Genomic DNA, 16,035 nt, shown 5'->3' with positions numbered 1-16,035 from the left:
TTCATCTCTCTAAATACATTTGTGTCGGATATCCTTATAAGGTTCACCCTATGGAGACAGTTTTCCCCATACATGAAACACCCATCTTAGGAAAAAATAGAACATCAAAGCAGTGTGTTGCGCACGGAGCAAGCTAAAAAAAGCCCTTTTATTTAATACTGTTTAAGAGTTGCTAACACTTTTCATTTGTTATAAGATTGTAATGAGAATAAAATGAGAATAGAAATATGTCTTTTTAAGTACCATCAGAATTTATATCCTTAAATTCTGATTTCATAAGGGATGCAGGATAGCGCCGTTTTAACAGCTATAAGTAAGTTCTTTATGATAAGATATTATATTTTTCGGAGGTATATATATGGCTGGGTCAACTTTAACGATCAAAGATCTTCATGTAGAAATTGATGGGAAAGAAATCTTAAAGGGTGTTAATCTTGAAGTAAAAGGCGGAGAAATCCACGCCATTATGGGACCAAATGGAACAGGAAAGTCTACTCTTTCTTCTGCCATTATGGGACACCCAAAATATGTTGTAACAAGCGGAAGCATTACTCTTGACGGCAAGGACGTTCTTGAAATGGAAGTGGATGAGCGTGCACGTGCAGGCCTTTTCCTTGCAATGCAGTATCCAAGTGAAATTAACGGCGTAACAAACGCTGACTTCTTACGTTCAGCTCTAAACAGCCGCCTTGGTGAAGGTAATGAAATTTCTCTTATGAAATTTATCCGTAAGATGGATAAGCAAATGGAATTCCTTGAAATGGACCTGGATATGGCCCAGCGTTATTTAAATGAAGGTTTCTCCGGCGGTGAAAAGAAACGAAATGAAATCCTTCAGTTAATGATGCTTGAACCTAAGATTGCCATCCTTGATGAAATTGACTCCGGTCTGGATATTGACGCCCTTAAGGTAGTTTCAAAGGGTATTAATGATATGCGCCGCGAAGATTTCGGCTGCTTGGTTATCACACACTATCAGCGTCTTTTAAATTATATTACTCCTGACTTTGTGCATGTCATGATGCAGGGCCGAGTTGTTAAGTCTGGCGGACCTGAGCTATCGCAGCGCCTGGAAGCAGAAGGATATGACTGGATCAAACAAGAACTAGGCATTGAAGATGAAACAGTTGGGCAAGAAGCGTAAGCGTTAAGGAGGATTTGAAATGACAACCGAAACCAAATTGCCATTTGACAAGGAGTATGTTGCTTCTTTCTCAAAGGAAAAAGGCGAACCAGCATGGCTTGGAGACCTGCGTTTAGAAGCAATTGAAAACGCGGAAACTCTTCCGATGCCAAGACCGGATAAGACTAGAATAGATAAATGGAATTTCACACAGTTCAGCAGTCATACAGTTGAAAGTCAGATTTTTAACTCATTGGATGAGCTTGCTCCGGAAGTTAAGGCTTTGATAACAGAAGCGAGCAGTAAAAACTTATATATTCAGCGTAATCAGACTTCAGCCTTTCTATCATTAACAGATGATTTAAAAGGCAAGGGAGTTATCTTTACAGATATTTTTACAGCAGCCCGCGAGCATAGCGATCTTTTGCAAAAATACTTTATGACAGGTGTAAAAGCAGATGAGCATCGATTGGCTGCTTTACATGCTGCTCTAGTAAATGGCGGAACTTTCCTCTATGTTCCAAAAAATGTAGAAATCAGTGAACCAGTTCAAGCTGTTTATGTACATGATAATGCGGAAGCGACATTATTTAATCACGTGATTGTAGTTGCAGAAGATAACAGCTCTGTTACTTACGTGGAAAATTACATTTCTACCGTTGATTCATCTGAGGCTATTTTTAACATAGTCACAGAGGTTTTTGCCAATTCCAATGCAAGAGTGCAGTATGGCGCGGTTGATAATCTGGCAAAAGGAATCACAACCTATGTAAACCGTCGCGGGGTTGTCGGCAGAGATGCAAGAATTGAATGGGCTCTTGGTTTGATGAATGACGGAAATACTATTTCTGAGAATACAACAAACCTTGTAGGCGATGGATCCTTTACGGATACTAAAACCGTAGTAGTTGGAAGCGGCGAGCAAATTCAAAACTTCACTACTAAAGTTGTCCACTTCGGAAGAAATTCTGAAGGGTTTATCCTGAAGCACGGTGTTATGAAGGATAGTGCCTCAGCTATATTTAATGGTATTGGCAAGATTGAGCATGGTGCCAGCAAAGCGAATGCTGAGCAGGAGTCACGCGTTTTAATGCTTAGTGAAAAAGCACGTGGGGATGCGAATCCTATCCTGTTAATTGATGAGGATGACGTAACAGCGGGCCACGCTGCTTCTGTTGGACGTGTAGATCCAGTACAGCTTTATTACTTAATGAGCCGCGGAATCCCTCAAAAAGAAGCTGAACGCCTGGTTATTCACGGTTTCCTTGCACCAGTTGTAAACCAGCTTCCAATTGAAGGAGTTAAAAAGCAGCTTACAGAAGTAATTGAAAGGAAAGTACGCTAATGAATATCGAGGATATTCGTAAATACTTTCCCATCTTAGACCAGGAAGTCAATGGAAGGCCGCTTGTTTACCTTGACAGTGCTGCTACTTCACAGAAACCTGTTCAAGTAATTGAAACGATAGATCAATACTATCGCGGCTATAATTCGAATGTTCACCGCGGAGTCCATACCTTGGGCACTAGAGCAACTGATGCTTATGAAGGAGCCCGGGAAAAGGTCCGCAAATTCATAAATGCGAAATCAATGCAGGAAGTAATTTTCACAAGAGGAACAACAACCGCCCTTAATACGGTAGCTGCAAGCTATGCTGCAGAAAACCTAAAAGAAGGCGATGAGATTGTTATTTCTCTGATGGAGCATCACAGCAATATTATACCTTGGCAGCAGGTTGCCCGCAGAACTGGAGCTACTCTTAAATATTTGGAGCTCCAGGAAGATGGAACCCTGTCTTTGGATAATGTTCGTGAAACAATAACTTCTAACACAAAACTAGTATCTGTTACTTTTGTTTCTAATGTACTGGGTGTTATTAATCCAATTAAAGAAATTGCCAGAATTGCACATGAAAACGGTGCGGTAATGGTGGTGGACGGAGCACAGGCTGCTCCGCATATCAAGGTTGATGTACAGGATCTTGACTGTGACTTTTTTGCCTTTTCAGGACATAAGATGTGCGGTCCCACTGGGATTGGTGTCCTCTACGGCAAAAAGGACTTGCTTGAAAAAATGGAGCCAATCGAATTTGGCGGAGAAATGATTGACTTTGTACACCTCTATGAATCGACATGGAAAGAGCTTCCGTGGAAATTTGAAGCCGGCACACCGATCATTGCAGGTGCAATTGGCCTTGGCGCTGCCATTGATTTTCTTCAGCAGGTGGGCCTTGATAATATTGAAGCACATGAACATAAACTTGCAGCATATGCAATGGAAAAAATGTCTGGTATTGAAGGTATAAAGATTTTCGGACCGAAGGAAGCTGGAAAGCGGGCTGGGGTTATTACCTTTAATCTGGATGAAGTTCATCCTCATGATGTTGCGACTGTTTTGGATGCTGAAGGCATCGCGGTTCGTGCTGGCCATCACTGTGCTCAGCCGCTTATGCGCTGGCTTGAAGCAGCTGCAACTGCGCGTGCCAGCTTTTACCTGTACAATACCGAAGAAGATGTTGATAAGCTGGTAGAGGGGCTTGTCAAAACAAAGGAGTATTTCAGCAATGTCTTCTAATAATAATTTAGATACTCTTTATCGCCAGGTGATTATGGATCACTATAAAAACCCACGAAATAAGGGTGTTTTGGAGGATGGCAGCCTGACCGTCAATATGAATAATCCTACCTGCGGCGATCGTATCCAGCTTACTATGAAAGTGGAGGATGGAACTGTGGCAGATGCCAGGTTTGAGGGAGAGGGCTGCTCCATCTCGATGTCATCCGCCTCCATGATGACTCAAGCTATTAAAGGAAAGAAAATAGAAGATGCAGTTAAGCTTTCGAAAATTTTTTCTGATATGATGCTTGGAAAAGACTACGACGATACAATGGACTTAGGTGACATAGAAGCCCTTCAGGGAGTTTCCAAATTTCCGGCCCGAATTAAATGTGCCACTTTGGCATGGAAGGCTATGGAAAAGGGATTCCACGAAGAAGGGGAATAATATACGATTAAGCGAATGATGGAGGCGGAAAACTCCGCGCCTGAAAAGTAAAGCTATATCTGCTTTATCCGGAGCATTTGTCTCCGGCGGGTTCGAGTCGCTTTTTCAATAAGGAGGAGTAACGAAAATGGCCAAAAAGATGCCTGAAATCGGTGATTATAAATATGGTTTTGCCGATAAAGACGTTTCCATATTCCGTTCAAAACGTGGTTTGACACGTGAAATCGTTGAGGAAATCTCTAAAATGAAGAAAGAGCCGCAATGGATGCTGGACTTCCGACTAAAGTCTCTTGAACATTTCTATAATATGCCAATGCCTCAATGGGGCGGAGACATGGCTTCCCTAAATTTTGATGAAATTACTTATTATGTAAAACCATCAGAAAAATCCGAGAAGTCTTGGGATGAAGTTCCTGAAGAAATTAAAGCCACTTTTGACAAGCTTGGGATTCCGGAAGCTGAACAGAAGTATCTTGCCGGGGTTTCAGCACAATATGAATCAGAGGTTGTTTACCATAACATGAAGGCAGATCTTGAGGATCTTGGAATCGTGTTTAAAGATACGGATTCTGCTTTAAGGGAAAATGAAGACATTTTCCGTGAGCACTTTGGAAAGGTGATTCCTCCAACAGATAATAAATTTTCAGCTCTTAATTCGGCTGTTTGGTCCGGTGGATCTTTCATTTACGTACCGCCAGGCATAAAAGTGGATACTCCTTTGCAGGCCTACTTCCGTATTAACTCTGAAAACATGGGTCAATTTGAGCGTACATTAATTATTGTTGATGAAGGCGCACATGTTCACTATGTTGAAGGATGTACTGCACCTGTATATACTACAAACTCGCTTCACAGCGCGGTTGTTGAAATTATTATTAAAAAAGATGCTTATTGCCGTTATACTACAATCCAAAACTGGGCGAACAACGTATTTAACCTAGTTACAAAGCGTGCTGTTTGCGAAGCACACGCAACAATGGAATGGATTGACGGTAACATCGGCTCTAAACTTACTATGAAGTATCCTGCTGTTATTTTGAAGGGCGAAGGTGCCCGTGGCATGACATTGTCAATCGCGATAGCCGGAAAAGGCCAGCACCAGGATGCAGGTGCAAAAATGATTCACCTGGCTCCTAATACTTCATCTACTATCGTTTCTAAATCTATTTCTAAGCATGGCGGTAAGGTAACTTATCGTGGAGTCGTTCACTTCGGCCGTAAAGCTGATGGCGCACGTGCTAACATTGAATGTGACACATTGATTATGGATAATCAGTCAACATCTGATACAATCCCATACAATGAAATTCTAAACGATAATATTTCATTAGAACACGAAGCGAAGGTATCAAAAGTTTCTGAAGAACAGCTTTTCTACCTGATGAGCCGTGGTATTTCCCAACAAGAAGCTACTGAAATGATCGTAATGGGCTTCATTGAGCCGTTCACAAAAGAACTTCCAATGGAGTATGCAGTTGAAATGAACCGCCTGATCAAGTTCGAGATGGAAGGTTCTATCGGCTAACAAAGAAAAAACCTTTTTATATATAGGGTTTTATGTGTAATTTACAAAATGTAAAATTGCTGGCGTGCCGATTTCATGCCGATTTGATATTATCTTTTAGTGTAGAAGACGAACTTTTGAAGTTCGTCTTCTTCTATTTTTTCGGTAATATCCCGTTAAGTATCCGCTGTTATTTTGATGGCAAGCAGCAAAACAGCATGTGTATGTCTAAAAACGTGGGTGCCTTTATATTCAACACCAGCTTTATTGCAGTAACTTGAATTGTTTCACGAATGATAGAAGGTGTTAAATAATGTCCGTTAAAGTTTTGGTACTCCACCCCAAGTTTCAAAACTCTCCCAATATGGATATCTGTAAGGCAACAAAAGTCCCAGTTGATTTCAAAGAGTTATTAGTAAATTGGCTTTTATTAATACTAATGTAATAAGGAAGGGAACCATCTTCTGAAAATAAGGATGGTTTTTTTTTATCGAAACCTTTTATCTTATTGCCGCGATATGACACATACTTCGGCTAGTTTATGTGCAAATTCAAAAACGATCTTCTTCATACTTTGGATTGTCACTGTTGTCCGTCACTGATGGGCACCTAAATTTGAAGGATCAAGGATTTCATTTTTGTTTGAATTGCTATACGCTTTTTTTTTACTTATCTATTAGCCTTTTTAAGTAACTTTAGGTTACTCACTTTAAAGAGGTTATTGCTCTCACCCTATTGGATGGGGAGTTTTTATGTTTTTTGTTATTATAAAAATTTATTTTTTTTACTTTAACTGACATAATGAAGGTCGAAACATGTCAATATTTTTGTTTCGATCGTAGATTAAATTTTTCATCGAAAGTGATATTCTTAATAGTAATAGTTGGGAGGAGATAAAAATTGGTCTAAAAAAGGTATAGGTGAGCTCTATGAAAATAGTATTGAACAGGGTGCGGATGAAATCCTAATTGGGATAATTCAAAAAAATAACAGAATATTATGATTTTTATCTGTTAATGGTGAAAAAGAAGAAGTTAGGGAGAAAAATGAGGACAACCTTGGAAAGTTTCATGCTGGTTTAACAATAACCTCAATTTCTTTCGGTGAAAAAGGTAGCGAAAATGCTTTTTATATTTTTTCGACAAAAAGAAAGCGTTTTTAACTTTGTGCAACCAAATTAAACAGGGGTGAGTACACATGAGTAAATTTAATTCATTTTTGGAGAACAAAGTAATGCCTGTTGCCGGTAGAATTGCCGGTCAACGCCACTTGCAAGCACTTCGTGACGGTATTGTCCTATCAACACCATTATTAATCATCGGTTCCATCTTCTTGATTCTAGCGAATCTTCCATTTGAAGGGTACTTAGCTTTTATGTCCCATGTTTTCGGAAAAGACTGGACCACTGCTCTTAGTTATCCTGTGAGCGCAACCTTTGGTATTATGGCACTGATTGCTTCTTTCGGAATTGCGTACCGTCTGGCTGAAAAATACGGCGTCGATCCTCTTTCATCCGGTGCCATTTCAGTTGCTGCCTTTATTTTAGCAACCCCCACTTTTACTGAATTTCTTCCTGCGGGTGCAAAAGCAGCCGTCCATGTCACAGGAGTCCTCCCAATGATGTACATGGGAAGCAAAGGTTTGTTTGTTGCCATGATTCTAGCTCTTATATCTACTGAAATTTACCGGAAAATCATTCAAATGAATATTGTATTTAAAATGCCGGACGGTGTTCCGCCTGCTGTTTCAAAATCATTTGTCGCTTTAATTCCTGGTGCGGCTGTAATCCTTGTGGTTTGGCTTCTTCGTCTAGGTGTCGAACATACCAGTTTCCATGACTTACATAGTGTGGTGACGAAGCTGTTAGCAGGTCCGCTTGGTGCGTTTGGAGGATCTTTATTCGGAACCATCATTATCGTGTTACTTTTAAACTTGTTATGGACCACAGGACTTCACGGCGGGGCGATCGTTGGAGCTGTTATGGGACCTATTTGGCTCTCTTCTCTGGACGATAACCGTTTAGCCATTGCTGCGGGCCATGATCCTCATAATATCTTTACTCAACCGTTTTTTGATCTTTTCGTCTATATGGGCGGTTCCGGTGTGACTGTTGTGTTTGCTTTCATGATGGCATTCTTTTCCAAAAGCCAGCAGGCGAAACAATTAGGAAGACTGGCACTCGGACCTGGTTTGTTCAATATTAATGAGCCGATTGTTTTCGGTGCTCCTGTTGTGATGAACCCTATTCTCATGGTTCCGTTTATCTTAACGCCTGTGATTACCACTATCGTGACGTACTTAGCCATGAAAACCGGAATGGTTCCGTTAACAAACGGTGTTCTTCCTCCTTGGACTTCTCCTCCAATTATGGGCGGTTATTTAGCTACCCTCAGCTGGAAAGGCGCAGCCATGCAACTGGTAAACCTAGCGATTGCGTTTTCGATTTACTTCCCATTCTTTAAGATTTGGGACAAGCAAAATCTGATGCTGGAATCCGGCTCTGAAAATGAGGCTAAAAAAGTCAGTTAAATAAAAAAAGGGTCTAAAAAAATTAAAAAAAATAGAAAGTGTAAACAATTGAATAAGAGCTTGCCTGGGGCAGGCTCTTATTTAATGGAAAAAAACAGGGATTGGTTCCATTTTGCACAGTGGTAATGCGAGAAGTCTCAAGATGGAAGCAATATATGATATATGACGCGAAATAGAAAAACTTTGATGGAGCGAAAGAGAAATTGGAAGAAGCAGATAAAGAGCTTAACCAGGCGCACAAATTTCAAACCAAACTTATTCAAGGTGAAGCAAGCGGGATACGTATGACATTCCGGTGATTCTCGTTCATACGCAAGATCATCTGATGACCGCTATGACCGTAAAAGATCTTGCTACTTGAATTGGTAGACATTCGTCAAGAATTTGGGAGGGCTTTATGATGACACCGAAAAAACCTTTGAAAATCACCACCATTGGCGGAGGTTCCAGTTACACGCCTGAATTGGTGGAAGGCTTTATCAAACGGTACGATGAATTCCCATTAACCGAACTGTGGCTGGTGGATGTGGAGGAAGGAAAAGAAAAGTTAGATATCGTAGGGAACTTAGCGAAACGTATGTTTAAAAAAGCCGGACTTCCTGTTGATGTGCATCTTACGTTGGATCGCCGTTTGGCTTTGAAAGACGCCGACTTTGTGACCACTCAGTTCCGCGTAGGTCTTCTGGATGCCCGCGCAAAAGATGAACGCATTCCATTGAAATACAATGTATTAGGTCAGGAAACGAACGGACCGGGTGGACTGTTCAAAGGTCTTCGTACGATTCCTGTCATTTTGGATATAGTGAAAGACATGGAGGAACTTTGCCCGAATGCATGGCTTGTCAATTTCACTAACCCGGCAGGAATGGTAACGGAAGCGGTTCTTCGTCATAGTAAATTCCGGAAAGTCGTGGGTCTTTGCAACGTTCCAATTGGAATGGAGATGGGAATCGCCAAACTTTTAGAGGTGGAGCATTCCCGTATTCGCATCGATTTCGCAGGATTGAATCACATGGTGTACGGACTGAATGTTTATCTGGACGGCGAAAGTGTGAAAGACAAGGTCATTGACATGCTGACTAACCCGGAAAATACCAGTTTTGTGAAAAATATTCAAGGACAAGGATGGGAGCCGGAATTCATCCGTTCTCTGAACGCGTTAACTTGCGGATACCACAACTATTATTACAAAATGCCGGAGATGCTGAAAAAGACAAAAGAAGCAGCAGAAAAAGAAGGTACCCGTGCTGAAGTAGTGAAACGCCTGGAAGATGAGCTGTTCGAATTGTATAAAGATCCAAATCTCGCGATCAAGCCACCACAGCTTGAGCAGCGGGGAGGGGCTTATTACAGCGATGCGGCGGTTCGCTTGATTACCAGTATCTATAATGATAAGCGCGACATCCAACCGGTAAATACAATGAACAGAGGCTCCATCGCGAGCATTCCGTTTGATTCCGCTGTCGAAGTCAGCTGCATTATAACAAAGGACGGTCCTGTTCCTTTGACCATGGGAGATATACCAGTCGCCGCACGAGGATTGGTTCAGCAGATCAAATCGTTTGAGCGCATTGCCTGCGAGGCGGCCGTTGAAGGAAGTTATGACAAGGCGGTCCTTGCGTTAACGATTAATCCGCTCGTTGCAAGCGACTCTGTCGCCAAACAGATTGTAGATGAAATGCTGGAAGCGCATCAAGCGTACCTTCCACAATTCTTTCAATCATGAAATAAAACAAATAGGTAGCCATCGCTACCTTTTGTCAAAATGAGGAGGAACCATCATGATCAAACTGATCGTAAATGCAGATGATTTTGGCTATTCAAGAGGCGTCAATTTTGGCGTTATCGATGCTCATCAAAAAGGAATTCTCACCAGTGCGACTCTTATGACCAATATGCCGGGTGCCGAGCATGCGTTTGAGCTTGCCAAAGAAAATCCTCGGCTTCAGGTCGGCATACATCTGGTGCTGACTTGCGGAAAACCGCTTACAAATGTACCGGACCTCGTGGATGAAAAGGGTTATTTTAAAAAGAATAGCATCATTTTTAATGATCCCAATCTCAATGCCGCACAAGTGGAGCAGGAATGGACCGCTCAGATTGAAAAGTTTTTGGCATCGGGAGTCACGTTGACTCATATTGATTCCCACCATCATGCTCATGGAATTCTTTTATTGAAATCCGTAGTTCAGCGGCTGGCAAAAAAATACAACGTTCCGATCCGCCTCACTCAGGAGGCAATCGAAGGGATAACGTTTTTCTCAGATGTTTTTCTGACTGATTTTTACGGAGAAACAGCGACATTCGATTATTTTGAGCAGATTCCGCACCGAGTACCGGATGGTTCGGTTGTGGAAGTCATGACTCACCCAGGCTATTTGGATCAGTCCGTACTGAGCGGATCTTCTTATAATAAAGACCGTTTGAAAGAATTGGAAATCCTAACAAGCGTAACACTTCCACCTTCTCTTGTATTGGTATAACTTTTGCCCTAACCGCCCGCCATTATGGCAGGCGGTTTTTTGTGATTAACTCATGATCTGGCTGAACAAATACTTATATCGGAAAGGCCATTAAATGTCTGAGAGAATTACTCTCAGGGACAAACTTTACTAGTTAGAATCTGGTAAGTTATTAGGGCCTCGCTTACCTAGTTTTACACCATGTATTAAAGGGGAAAATGAACAAATACGGCAAAGTGTGCGTTTTCAGAAGGCTATGTTAAAATTTATTTGGGGGGTGGGCCAATGATATATATTGGAGTAACCGGGTGGGGAGATCATGAAAGTCTTTATAGAAAAGGAATCCCACCGCGAGATAAATTAAAAGAGTACGCTGGGTATTTTCCAACAGTGGAAGTGGATGCATCTTTTTATGCTATACAGCCAAAAAAGAACTCGCAAAGATGGGTAACTGAGACTCCTGAAACCTTTCATTTTATTGTAAAAGCCTATCAGGGTATGACAGGGCATGAACGTGGTGTTATTCCTTTTGATAGCAAAGAGGAAATGTTTGAAGCATTTATTGATTCTTTGGAGGCTTATCAAACTGCAGGAAAACTGGCTATGGTTCTTTTTCAGTTTCCGCCATGGTTTGATTGCCAAAAGGAAAATGTTGATTATTTAAGATGGTGCAGACAGCAAATGGGAAGTATACCTTGTGCACTTGAATTCAGGAATCAAACATGGTTTTCTCCTGATTTGCGTGAAAAGACACTTGCTTTTATGAAGGAAGAGAATTGGATTCATGTTGTGTGTGACGAGCCTCAGGCGGGTGAAGGGTCGGTCCCGATTGTTTTGGAAACAACAAGTCCGCAAAAGGTACTTGTGCGTTTTCATGGCCGTAATATCCATGGATGGCAGCAAAAAAATGCACCAAACTGGCGCGAAGTTCGTTACTTATACCGATATAATCAACGAGAACTAGAAGAATGGGCAGAGTACATTAAAAATCTACAAAACCAATCGGAGAATGTATATGTTCTATTTAATAACAACTCCGGCGGAGATGCGGCAGATAATGCCAGGCAATTGATCAGCCTGTTAAATATTGAATATGAAAATCTTGCTCCCAGACAGCTTGATTTATTTTAACTTGGAAGAAGGATAATATATGGAATGGGTTTTACTAGTTTTGCTTGGAATGGCGGCGAGTTCTCTTGGTTCTTTGATTGGCCTTGGAGGAGGCATCATTGTGGTGCCGGCGCTGCTATATTTAGGCACTCTTCATGGTTTTGATCATATTACACCACAGGTGGCTGTGGGGACTTCTTTATTCACAATGATTTTCACGGGACTATCATCTACCTTATCCTATATGAAACATAAAACGGTAGATTACAAAAGCGGCTTGCTTTTTCTAATTGGAAGCGGTCCGGGAAGCATTCTTGGAGCCTGGGTTACAGAAAGTCTGAATCTAAAATCCTTCAATATTTTTTTCGGCCTTTTTATTATTCTTGTTTCCATTGTCCTAACATTAAAGAATAAATTAAAACCGATTCCTTACCGGAAGGATAAAGGAATTGTAAGAACATTTACCGATAACACTGGCACAACCTTCGAATATGGATTTAATCCTGTTATAGGCATTCTTATTTCATTTGTGGTTGGTTTTCTTTCCGGGATTTTTGGAGTTGGCGGAGGTTCGTTAATGGTACCTGCTATGATTTTAATTTTCTTTTTCCCGCCCCATGTGGCCGTAGCTACCTCCATGTTTATGATATTTCCGTCTTCTGTCCTTAGCTCCATTACCCATGTTGCGTTAGGAAATGTAAACTGGTTATATGCTTTGGCTTTAATTCCAGGAGCCTGGATGGGAGCAAAGGTTGGCGTTTATCTGAATACACGACTTAAGAGCAAAACAATTGTAGTTCTTCTAAGAACCATATTGGTTATTGTGGGAGTACGGCTTATGTATCAAGGGTTTTTTGGTTAACATATAAGAAATTAGAGGATGAGGGCAGGAATGGAAAATATTCATATCTACCATACAAATGATTTACATAGCCATTTTGATCACTGGCCCCGAATCCGTCATTTGCTTCAGGAACGTCAAAGATGGCATAAAGAGGCCGGTGATGAATTTTTATTATTTGATATAGGTGACCATATGGACAGATGGCATCCTTTTACCGAAGGAACGCATGGCAAAGGGAATACCCAGTTATTAAACCAGGCTGGTTACACAGCGATTACGATTGGAAACAACGAAGGTATAACCCTTCCCCATGAAGACCTGGATACTGTCTACCAGGATGCTCAATTTGATGTCTTGCTCGGAAACCTGTTTTATAAAAATGGGGAACGTCCAGGCTGGGCAAAACCGTATACAATCTACACAACAAAAAAAGGCACTCGGATTGGTGTCTTCGGTTTAACTGTGTACTTCTCTCATTTTTACGATCTGCTTGGGTGGAGGCTTGAGGAGCCTTTGCAGGAACTTCAAAACCTCTTGCCTGAGTTAAAGGAAAAAGCAGATATCATTGTTTTTCTCTCTCATCTTGGCTTACACGAAGATGAGAGAATTGCTGCAGATTATCCCGAGATTGATATTATCCTCGGAGGGCATACACACCATATTCTCCATGAAGGAAAAATGGTAAATCAAACCCTTCTATGCGGGGCTGGAAAGCATGGTGCCTACGTGGGACACGTTGAGCTTAATATCAGCTCAATTGGCCTGGCAGCAAATAAAAAGGCTGTATTATACGATGTGAACGAAATAGAGGCACCAGTAGGAGAAAGGGAGGAGGCAAGTAATCTTTTTGAAAAAGGAAAGCACCTGCTGAATCAAAAAATTGTTACTCTGGAGCAGCCTCTTAAAAGCGAGTACTTTAAACCTTCGTCACTCCCGCAGCTGCTTTGTGATGCTTTAAGGGAATGGTGTGATGCAGACTGTGCCTTTTTAAATGCTGGACTTTTGCTTGGTCCCATATCCGGTGATGTCACAAAATATGATTTGCTGACTGTTTGTCCTCACCCCATTAATCCTTGTGTAGTTGAATTACCCGGAAATGAACTAAGGGAAATTCTTTTACAGACAAGGGATGAGGAGTGGCCTCATATGCAAATCAAAGGGCTTGGCTTCCGTGGGAAGGTAATGGGAAATATGGTTTATGATCAGATAGAATTTATTGATGAACTGCAGGAGATTCAGATAAGAGGAAGGAATTTGAAACCTGATACTATTTACAAGCTAGCTATACCCGATATGTTTACTTTCGGGAGGTTTTTCCCCGTGATACAACGGTCAGCTCATAAAAGGTATTTCATGCCCGAGTTCCTCCGAGATCTCCTTGCATGGAAAATAACTAAATAGACAAATTCACCTTTTCCTGCCCATAACATAAAGTGTTATGGATAGGGAAGGAGTGAGAGTATGATTGACCTGTTTCCTGTTGACATAAAAGGCAATACCTTTTTGGCTGTTACGGTAAAGCTTCCAAAAACTACTCTGCTGTCTGTATCCAATGATAAGGGCTATATTATGTGTGGTGCTCTTGATGTTGGATTATTAAATACTAAATTAGGGGATCGGGGTATCATTGCGGGTCGTGCAGTTGGGGTGAGAACGATTCAGGAACTCCTTGATGCGCCGCTGGAGTCGGTCACACATGAGGCTGAAAAGCTCGGGATTTTTCCAGGAATGCCTGGAAAAGAAGCTTTATTTAAAATGATATAGTGCCTGCCATTGTGGTGGGCTTTTTGTGTTTTTAAGTGAATTTAATGCCTCAATGCTGCCTACTATATTTGTTTCCAGCAGGCAGCTGGACACTAATGAACGATTTTTATCAGTGCTCGCTAACGGCTTTGGCGTTTACAACCTGGGTGAACTAGTATTTTCACGTGCTGTTATCGGCTTTGGTCTTTCATATCCTAGGATGAACGACTATTTTCACGGACAGCGGCCTACCTTTGTAGTTCACGCTCTTAATAAAATTATTTTTATCAAGATGGAAAATTTAGGTCTTTTATTACTGAGTTCCCGGAGGCCTAATGAAGACCGTATTCTATCCTTACACTGTTGGGAAATTCCATTTTCACTAAAAAAATCATTAAAGTGGTACATAAGATAGTTGAAAGTATTAAAAGGATTAGATAATAATAGAAATAGAGGAATTTGTCGAACTTTGTACCTAACTTTGTTGCCTCTCCAAACGGCTGGAACTCCTCAGCCAATTCAGATGTATTTTGAGATGGGAGTTTACTATGAGATTAGTCGCCACCGGCTCCGTACCTACCGGAGCAATACTTGGCAAGGCCATATATAATGACCGTGGAAAGATTCTCCTAAACGAGGGGGTCAAGCTCGAGGACAAGCTTTTAAGCCGTCTCGAAGGAATGGGCATTAGTTATATATATGTAAAAGATAAAAAGACCGATGATATTAAACTAAAGGACCCTATTCCTGTTAAAGCCAGAAGAAAGGCTATGACTACGATAGAATCCAATTTCGTTAAGATTCAAAAGGATGCGTACGTTTCCGGTTCCTTAGTGATAGAAAAGGCTTCGGGTGATTTTAAATCCTTAATAAAATATCTCCTTTCAGAAATAAAAGGAAATGAAGATTTGCTGGTACTGCTGTCTGATGTTTTTACATACGACCATTATATCTTTACTCATTCCTTGAATGTTACTATGTATACCCTTGCAATTGGGCTTGAAATGAAATTAAGACCAAAAGAGCTTGAAATATTAGGGTTGGGAGCCATTTTGCATGATGTTGGCAAAATGAAGGTGCCTGAGCAAATTCTCCTGAAACCCGGGCGGTTAACTGCAGAGGAATATGAAGAAATTAAGAAACATGCTGAGGATGGATTTAACATTCTGCGGACCATCCCAACAGTCCCACTTTTAGCAGCACACTGTGCTTTTCAGCACCATGAGAGGCTTGATGGGTCGGGTTATCCCCGCGGGATTATGGGCAATGATATTCATGATTTTGGAAAGATCCTTGCGGTCGCTGATGTATTCGATGCCATCACATCCAATAGGGTTTACAGAAAAGCCATGCTGCCACATAAGGCTCTAGAAATTCTATATGCCGGATCCGGAACTTTATATGATACAAAAGTTGTCGATGCTTTTAGAAGAGCAGTCGTAATTTATCCCGTCGGAATTACTGTGAACCTCTCAGACGGCCGTAAGGGTGTCGTAAGCAGACAGAATAAAGGATTAAGTGATCGGCCAATAGTAAGGATTCTGAAGGAAAACGGAGAAGAAGTCGAACCTTATGAACTGGATTTGAAACAGGAACTTCATATAATGATTACCGATTGTGACACAACCTTAAAAAAGAACTGATTCTTTTTAAAAACTTTTAGAGCTAGTTCCCCTTTTACAAGCATACACTTAGCATGTAAAGGGGGTTTTTTAT

At 41.2% G+C, this 16,035-nt stretch carries 14 protein-coding genes and 1 pseudogene; all 15 read left to right on the top strand.

Annotated elements, in window-relative coordinates:
• Nucleotides 1-358: 358 nt before the first annotated feature.
• The 15 genes and pseudogenes from sufC (at nt 359) to AC3WR0_RS04165 (ending at nt 15,962) form a co-directional block, all read left to right on the top strand.
• Nucleotides 359-1,144, top strand: a complete 786-nt coding sequence (sufC, locus tag AC3WR0_RS04235; protein ID WP_027320610.1) for a Fe-S cluster assembly ATPase SufC — start codon at nt 359-361, stop codon at nt 1,142-1,144.
• A gap of 19 nt (nt 1,145-1,163) precedes the next feature.
• On the top strand, nt 1,164-2,468 hold the full coding sequence (gene sufD / locus AC3WR0_RS04230; RefSeq protein ID WP_492551125.1) for a Fe-S cluster assembly protein SufD: 1,305 nt from the start codon (nt 1,164-1,166) through the stop codon (nt 2,466-2,468).
• The gene (locus AC3WR0_RS04225; RefSeq protein ID WP_492551124.1) at nt 2,468-3,697 is read left to right on the top strand and encodes a cysteine desulfurase; all 1,230 of its coding nucleotides are present in this window, start codon (nt 2,468-2,470) and stop codon (nt 3,695-3,697) included. Before sufD ends, AC3WR0_RS04225 begins: the two co-directional genes overlap by 1 nt.
• Nucleotides 3,687-4,127 carry a Fe-S cluster assembly sulfur transfer protein SufU gene (gene sufU / locus AC3WR0_RS04220; RefSeq protein WP_027320607.1) on the top strand — a complete coding sequence of 147 codons (441 nt, stop codon included), beginning with the start codon at nt 3,687-3,689 and terminating at the stop codon, nt 4,125-4,127. The genes AC3WR0_RS04225 and sufU overlap by 11 nt, the downstream gene beginning before the upstream one ends.
• A gap of 127 nt (nt 4,128-4,254) precedes the next feature.
• Entirely contained in the window at nt 4,255-5,652 is a 1,398-nt protein-coding gene (gene sufB, locus AC3WR0_RS04215) for a Fe-S cluster assembly protein SufB (protein ID WP_027320606.1), read from the top strand.
• 1,176 nt (nt 5,653-6,828) lie between these two features.
• Nucleotides 6,829-8,160, top strand: coding sequence for a PTS cellobiose transporter subunit IIC (celB, locus tag AC3WR0_RS04210; RefSeq protein ID WP_027320605.1), 1,332 nt, complete (start codon nt 6,829-6,831; stop codon nt 8,158-8,160).
• A gap of 191 nt (nt 8,161-8,351) precedes the next feature.
• Nucleotides 8,352-8,521, top strand: a pseudogene (locus AC3WR0_RS04205) (PTS sugar transporter subunit IIA); the annotation flags it as partial.
• 39 nt (nt 8,522-8,560) lie between these two features.
• Nucleotides 8,561-9,886 carry a 6-phospho-beta-glucosidase gene (locus AC3WR0_RS04200; protein WP_492551194.1) on the top strand — a complete coding sequence of 442 codons (1,326 nt, stop codon included), beginning with the start codon at nt 8,561-8,563 and terminating at the stop codon, nt 9,884-9,886.
• 55 nt (nt 9,887-9,941) lie between these two features.
• Nucleotides 9,942-10,643, top strand: coding sequence for a chitin disaccharide deacetylase (gene chbG / locus AC3WR0_RS04195; RefSeq protein ID WP_492551123.1), 702 nt, complete (start codon nt 9,942-9,944; stop codon nt 10,641-10,643).
• Nucleotides 10,644-10,907: 264 nt separating this feature from the next.
• Nucleotides 10,908-11,753, top strand: coding sequence for a DUF72 domain-containing protein (locus tag AC3WR0_RS04190; protein WP_492551122.1), 846 nt, complete (start codon nt 10,908-10,910; stop codon nt 11,751-11,753).
• A gap of 19 nt (nt 11,754-11,772) precedes the next feature.
• A complete protein-coding gene (locus AC3WR0_RS04185; RefSeq protein ID WP_027320601.1) occupies nt 11,773-12,594 on the top strand; it encodes a sulfite exporter TauE/SafE family protein in 822 nt (273 codons plus the stop codon).
• A 30-nt stretch (nt 12,595-12,624) separates the two neighbouring features.
• The gene (locus AC3WR0_RS04180; protein WP_492551121.1) at nt 12,625-13,977 is read left to right on the top strand and encodes a bifunctional metallophosphatase/5'-nucleotidase; all 1,353 of its coding nucleotides are present in this window, start codon (nt 12,625-12,627) and stop codon (nt 13,975-13,977) included.
• 60 nt (nt 13,978-14,037) lie between these two features.
• Nucleotides 14,038-14,340, top strand: a complete 303-nt coding sequence (locus AC3WR0_RS04175; RefSeq protein ID WP_492551120.1) for a YunC family protein — start codon at nt 14,038-14,040, stop codon at nt 14,338-14,340.
• A 25-nt stretch (nt 14,341-14,365) separates the two neighbouring features.
• A complete protein-coding gene (locus tag AC3WR0_RS04170; RefSeq protein WP_492551119.1) occupies nt 14,366-14,734 on the top strand; it encodes a hypothetical protein in 369 nt (122 codons plus the stop codon).
• Between the two features lie 133 nt (nt 14,735-14,867).
• On the top strand, nt 14,868-15,962 hold the full coding sequence (locus AC3WR0_RS04165; protein WP_492551118.1) for an HD-GYP domain-containing protein: 1,095 nt from the start codon (nt 14,868-14,870) through the stop codon (nt 15,960-15,962).
• Nucleotides 15,963-16,035: the final 73 nt, after the last annotated feature.

Source organism: Neobacillus sp. FW104-15D2 (assembly GCF_058790155.1).
Note: the sequence above shows the minus strand (reverse complement) of the source record. Positions and strands in the feature narration are given on the sequence as shown.

Bases quoted from the DNA above. Each gene is read 5' to 3' on its own strand.
- chbG (WP_492551123.1), top strand. From the start codon at position 9,942: ATGATCAAACTGATCGTAAATGCAGATGATTTTGGCTATTCAAGAGGC.
- sufD (WP_492551125.1), top strand. From the start codon at position 1,164: ATGACAACCGAAACCAAATTGCCATTTGACAAGGAGTATGTTGCTTCT.
- sufC (WP_027320610.1), top strand. From the start codon at position 359: ATGGCTGGGTCAACTTTAACGATCAAAGATCTTCATGTAGAAATTGAT.
- AC3WR0_RS04185 (WP_027320601.1), top strand. From the start codon at position 11,773: ATGGAATGGGTTTTACTAGTTTTGCTTGGAATGGCGGCGAGTTCTCTT.
- sufU (WP_027320607.1), top strand. From the start codon at position 3,687: ATGTCTTCTAATAATAATTTAGATACTCTTTATCGCCAGGTGATTATG.
- AC3WR0_RS04225 (WP_492551124.1), top strand. From the start codon at position 2,468: ATGAATATCGAGGATATTCGTAAATACTTTCCCATCTTAGACCAGGAA.
- AC3WR0_RS04190 (WP_492551122.1), top strand. From the start codon at position 10,908: ATGATATATATTGGAGTAACCGGGTGGGGAGATCATGAAAGTCTTTAT.
- AC3WR0_RS04180 (WP_492551121.1), top strand. From the start codon at position 12,625: ATGGAAAATATTCATATCTACCATACAAATGATTTACATAGCCATTTT.
- AC3WR0_RS04200 (WP_492551194.1), top strand. From the start codon at position 8,561: ATGACACCGAAAAAACCTTTGAAAATCACCACCATTGGCGGAGGTTCC.
- AC3WR0_RS04165 (WP_492551118.1), top strand. From the start codon at position 14,868: ATGAGATTAGTCGCCACCGGCTCCGTACCTACCGGAGCAATACTTGGC.
- AC3WR0_RS04175 (WP_492551120.1), top strand. From the start codon at position 14,038: ATGATTGACCTGTTTCCTGTTGACATAAAAGGCAATACCTTTTTGGCT.
- sufB (WP_027320606.1), top strand. From the start codon at position 4,255: ATGGCCAAAAAGATGCCTGAAATCGGTGATTATAAATATGGTTTTGCC.
- celB (WP_027320605.1), top strand. From the start codon at position 6,829: ATGAGTAAATTTAATTCATTTTTGGAGAACAAAGTAATGCCTGTTGCC.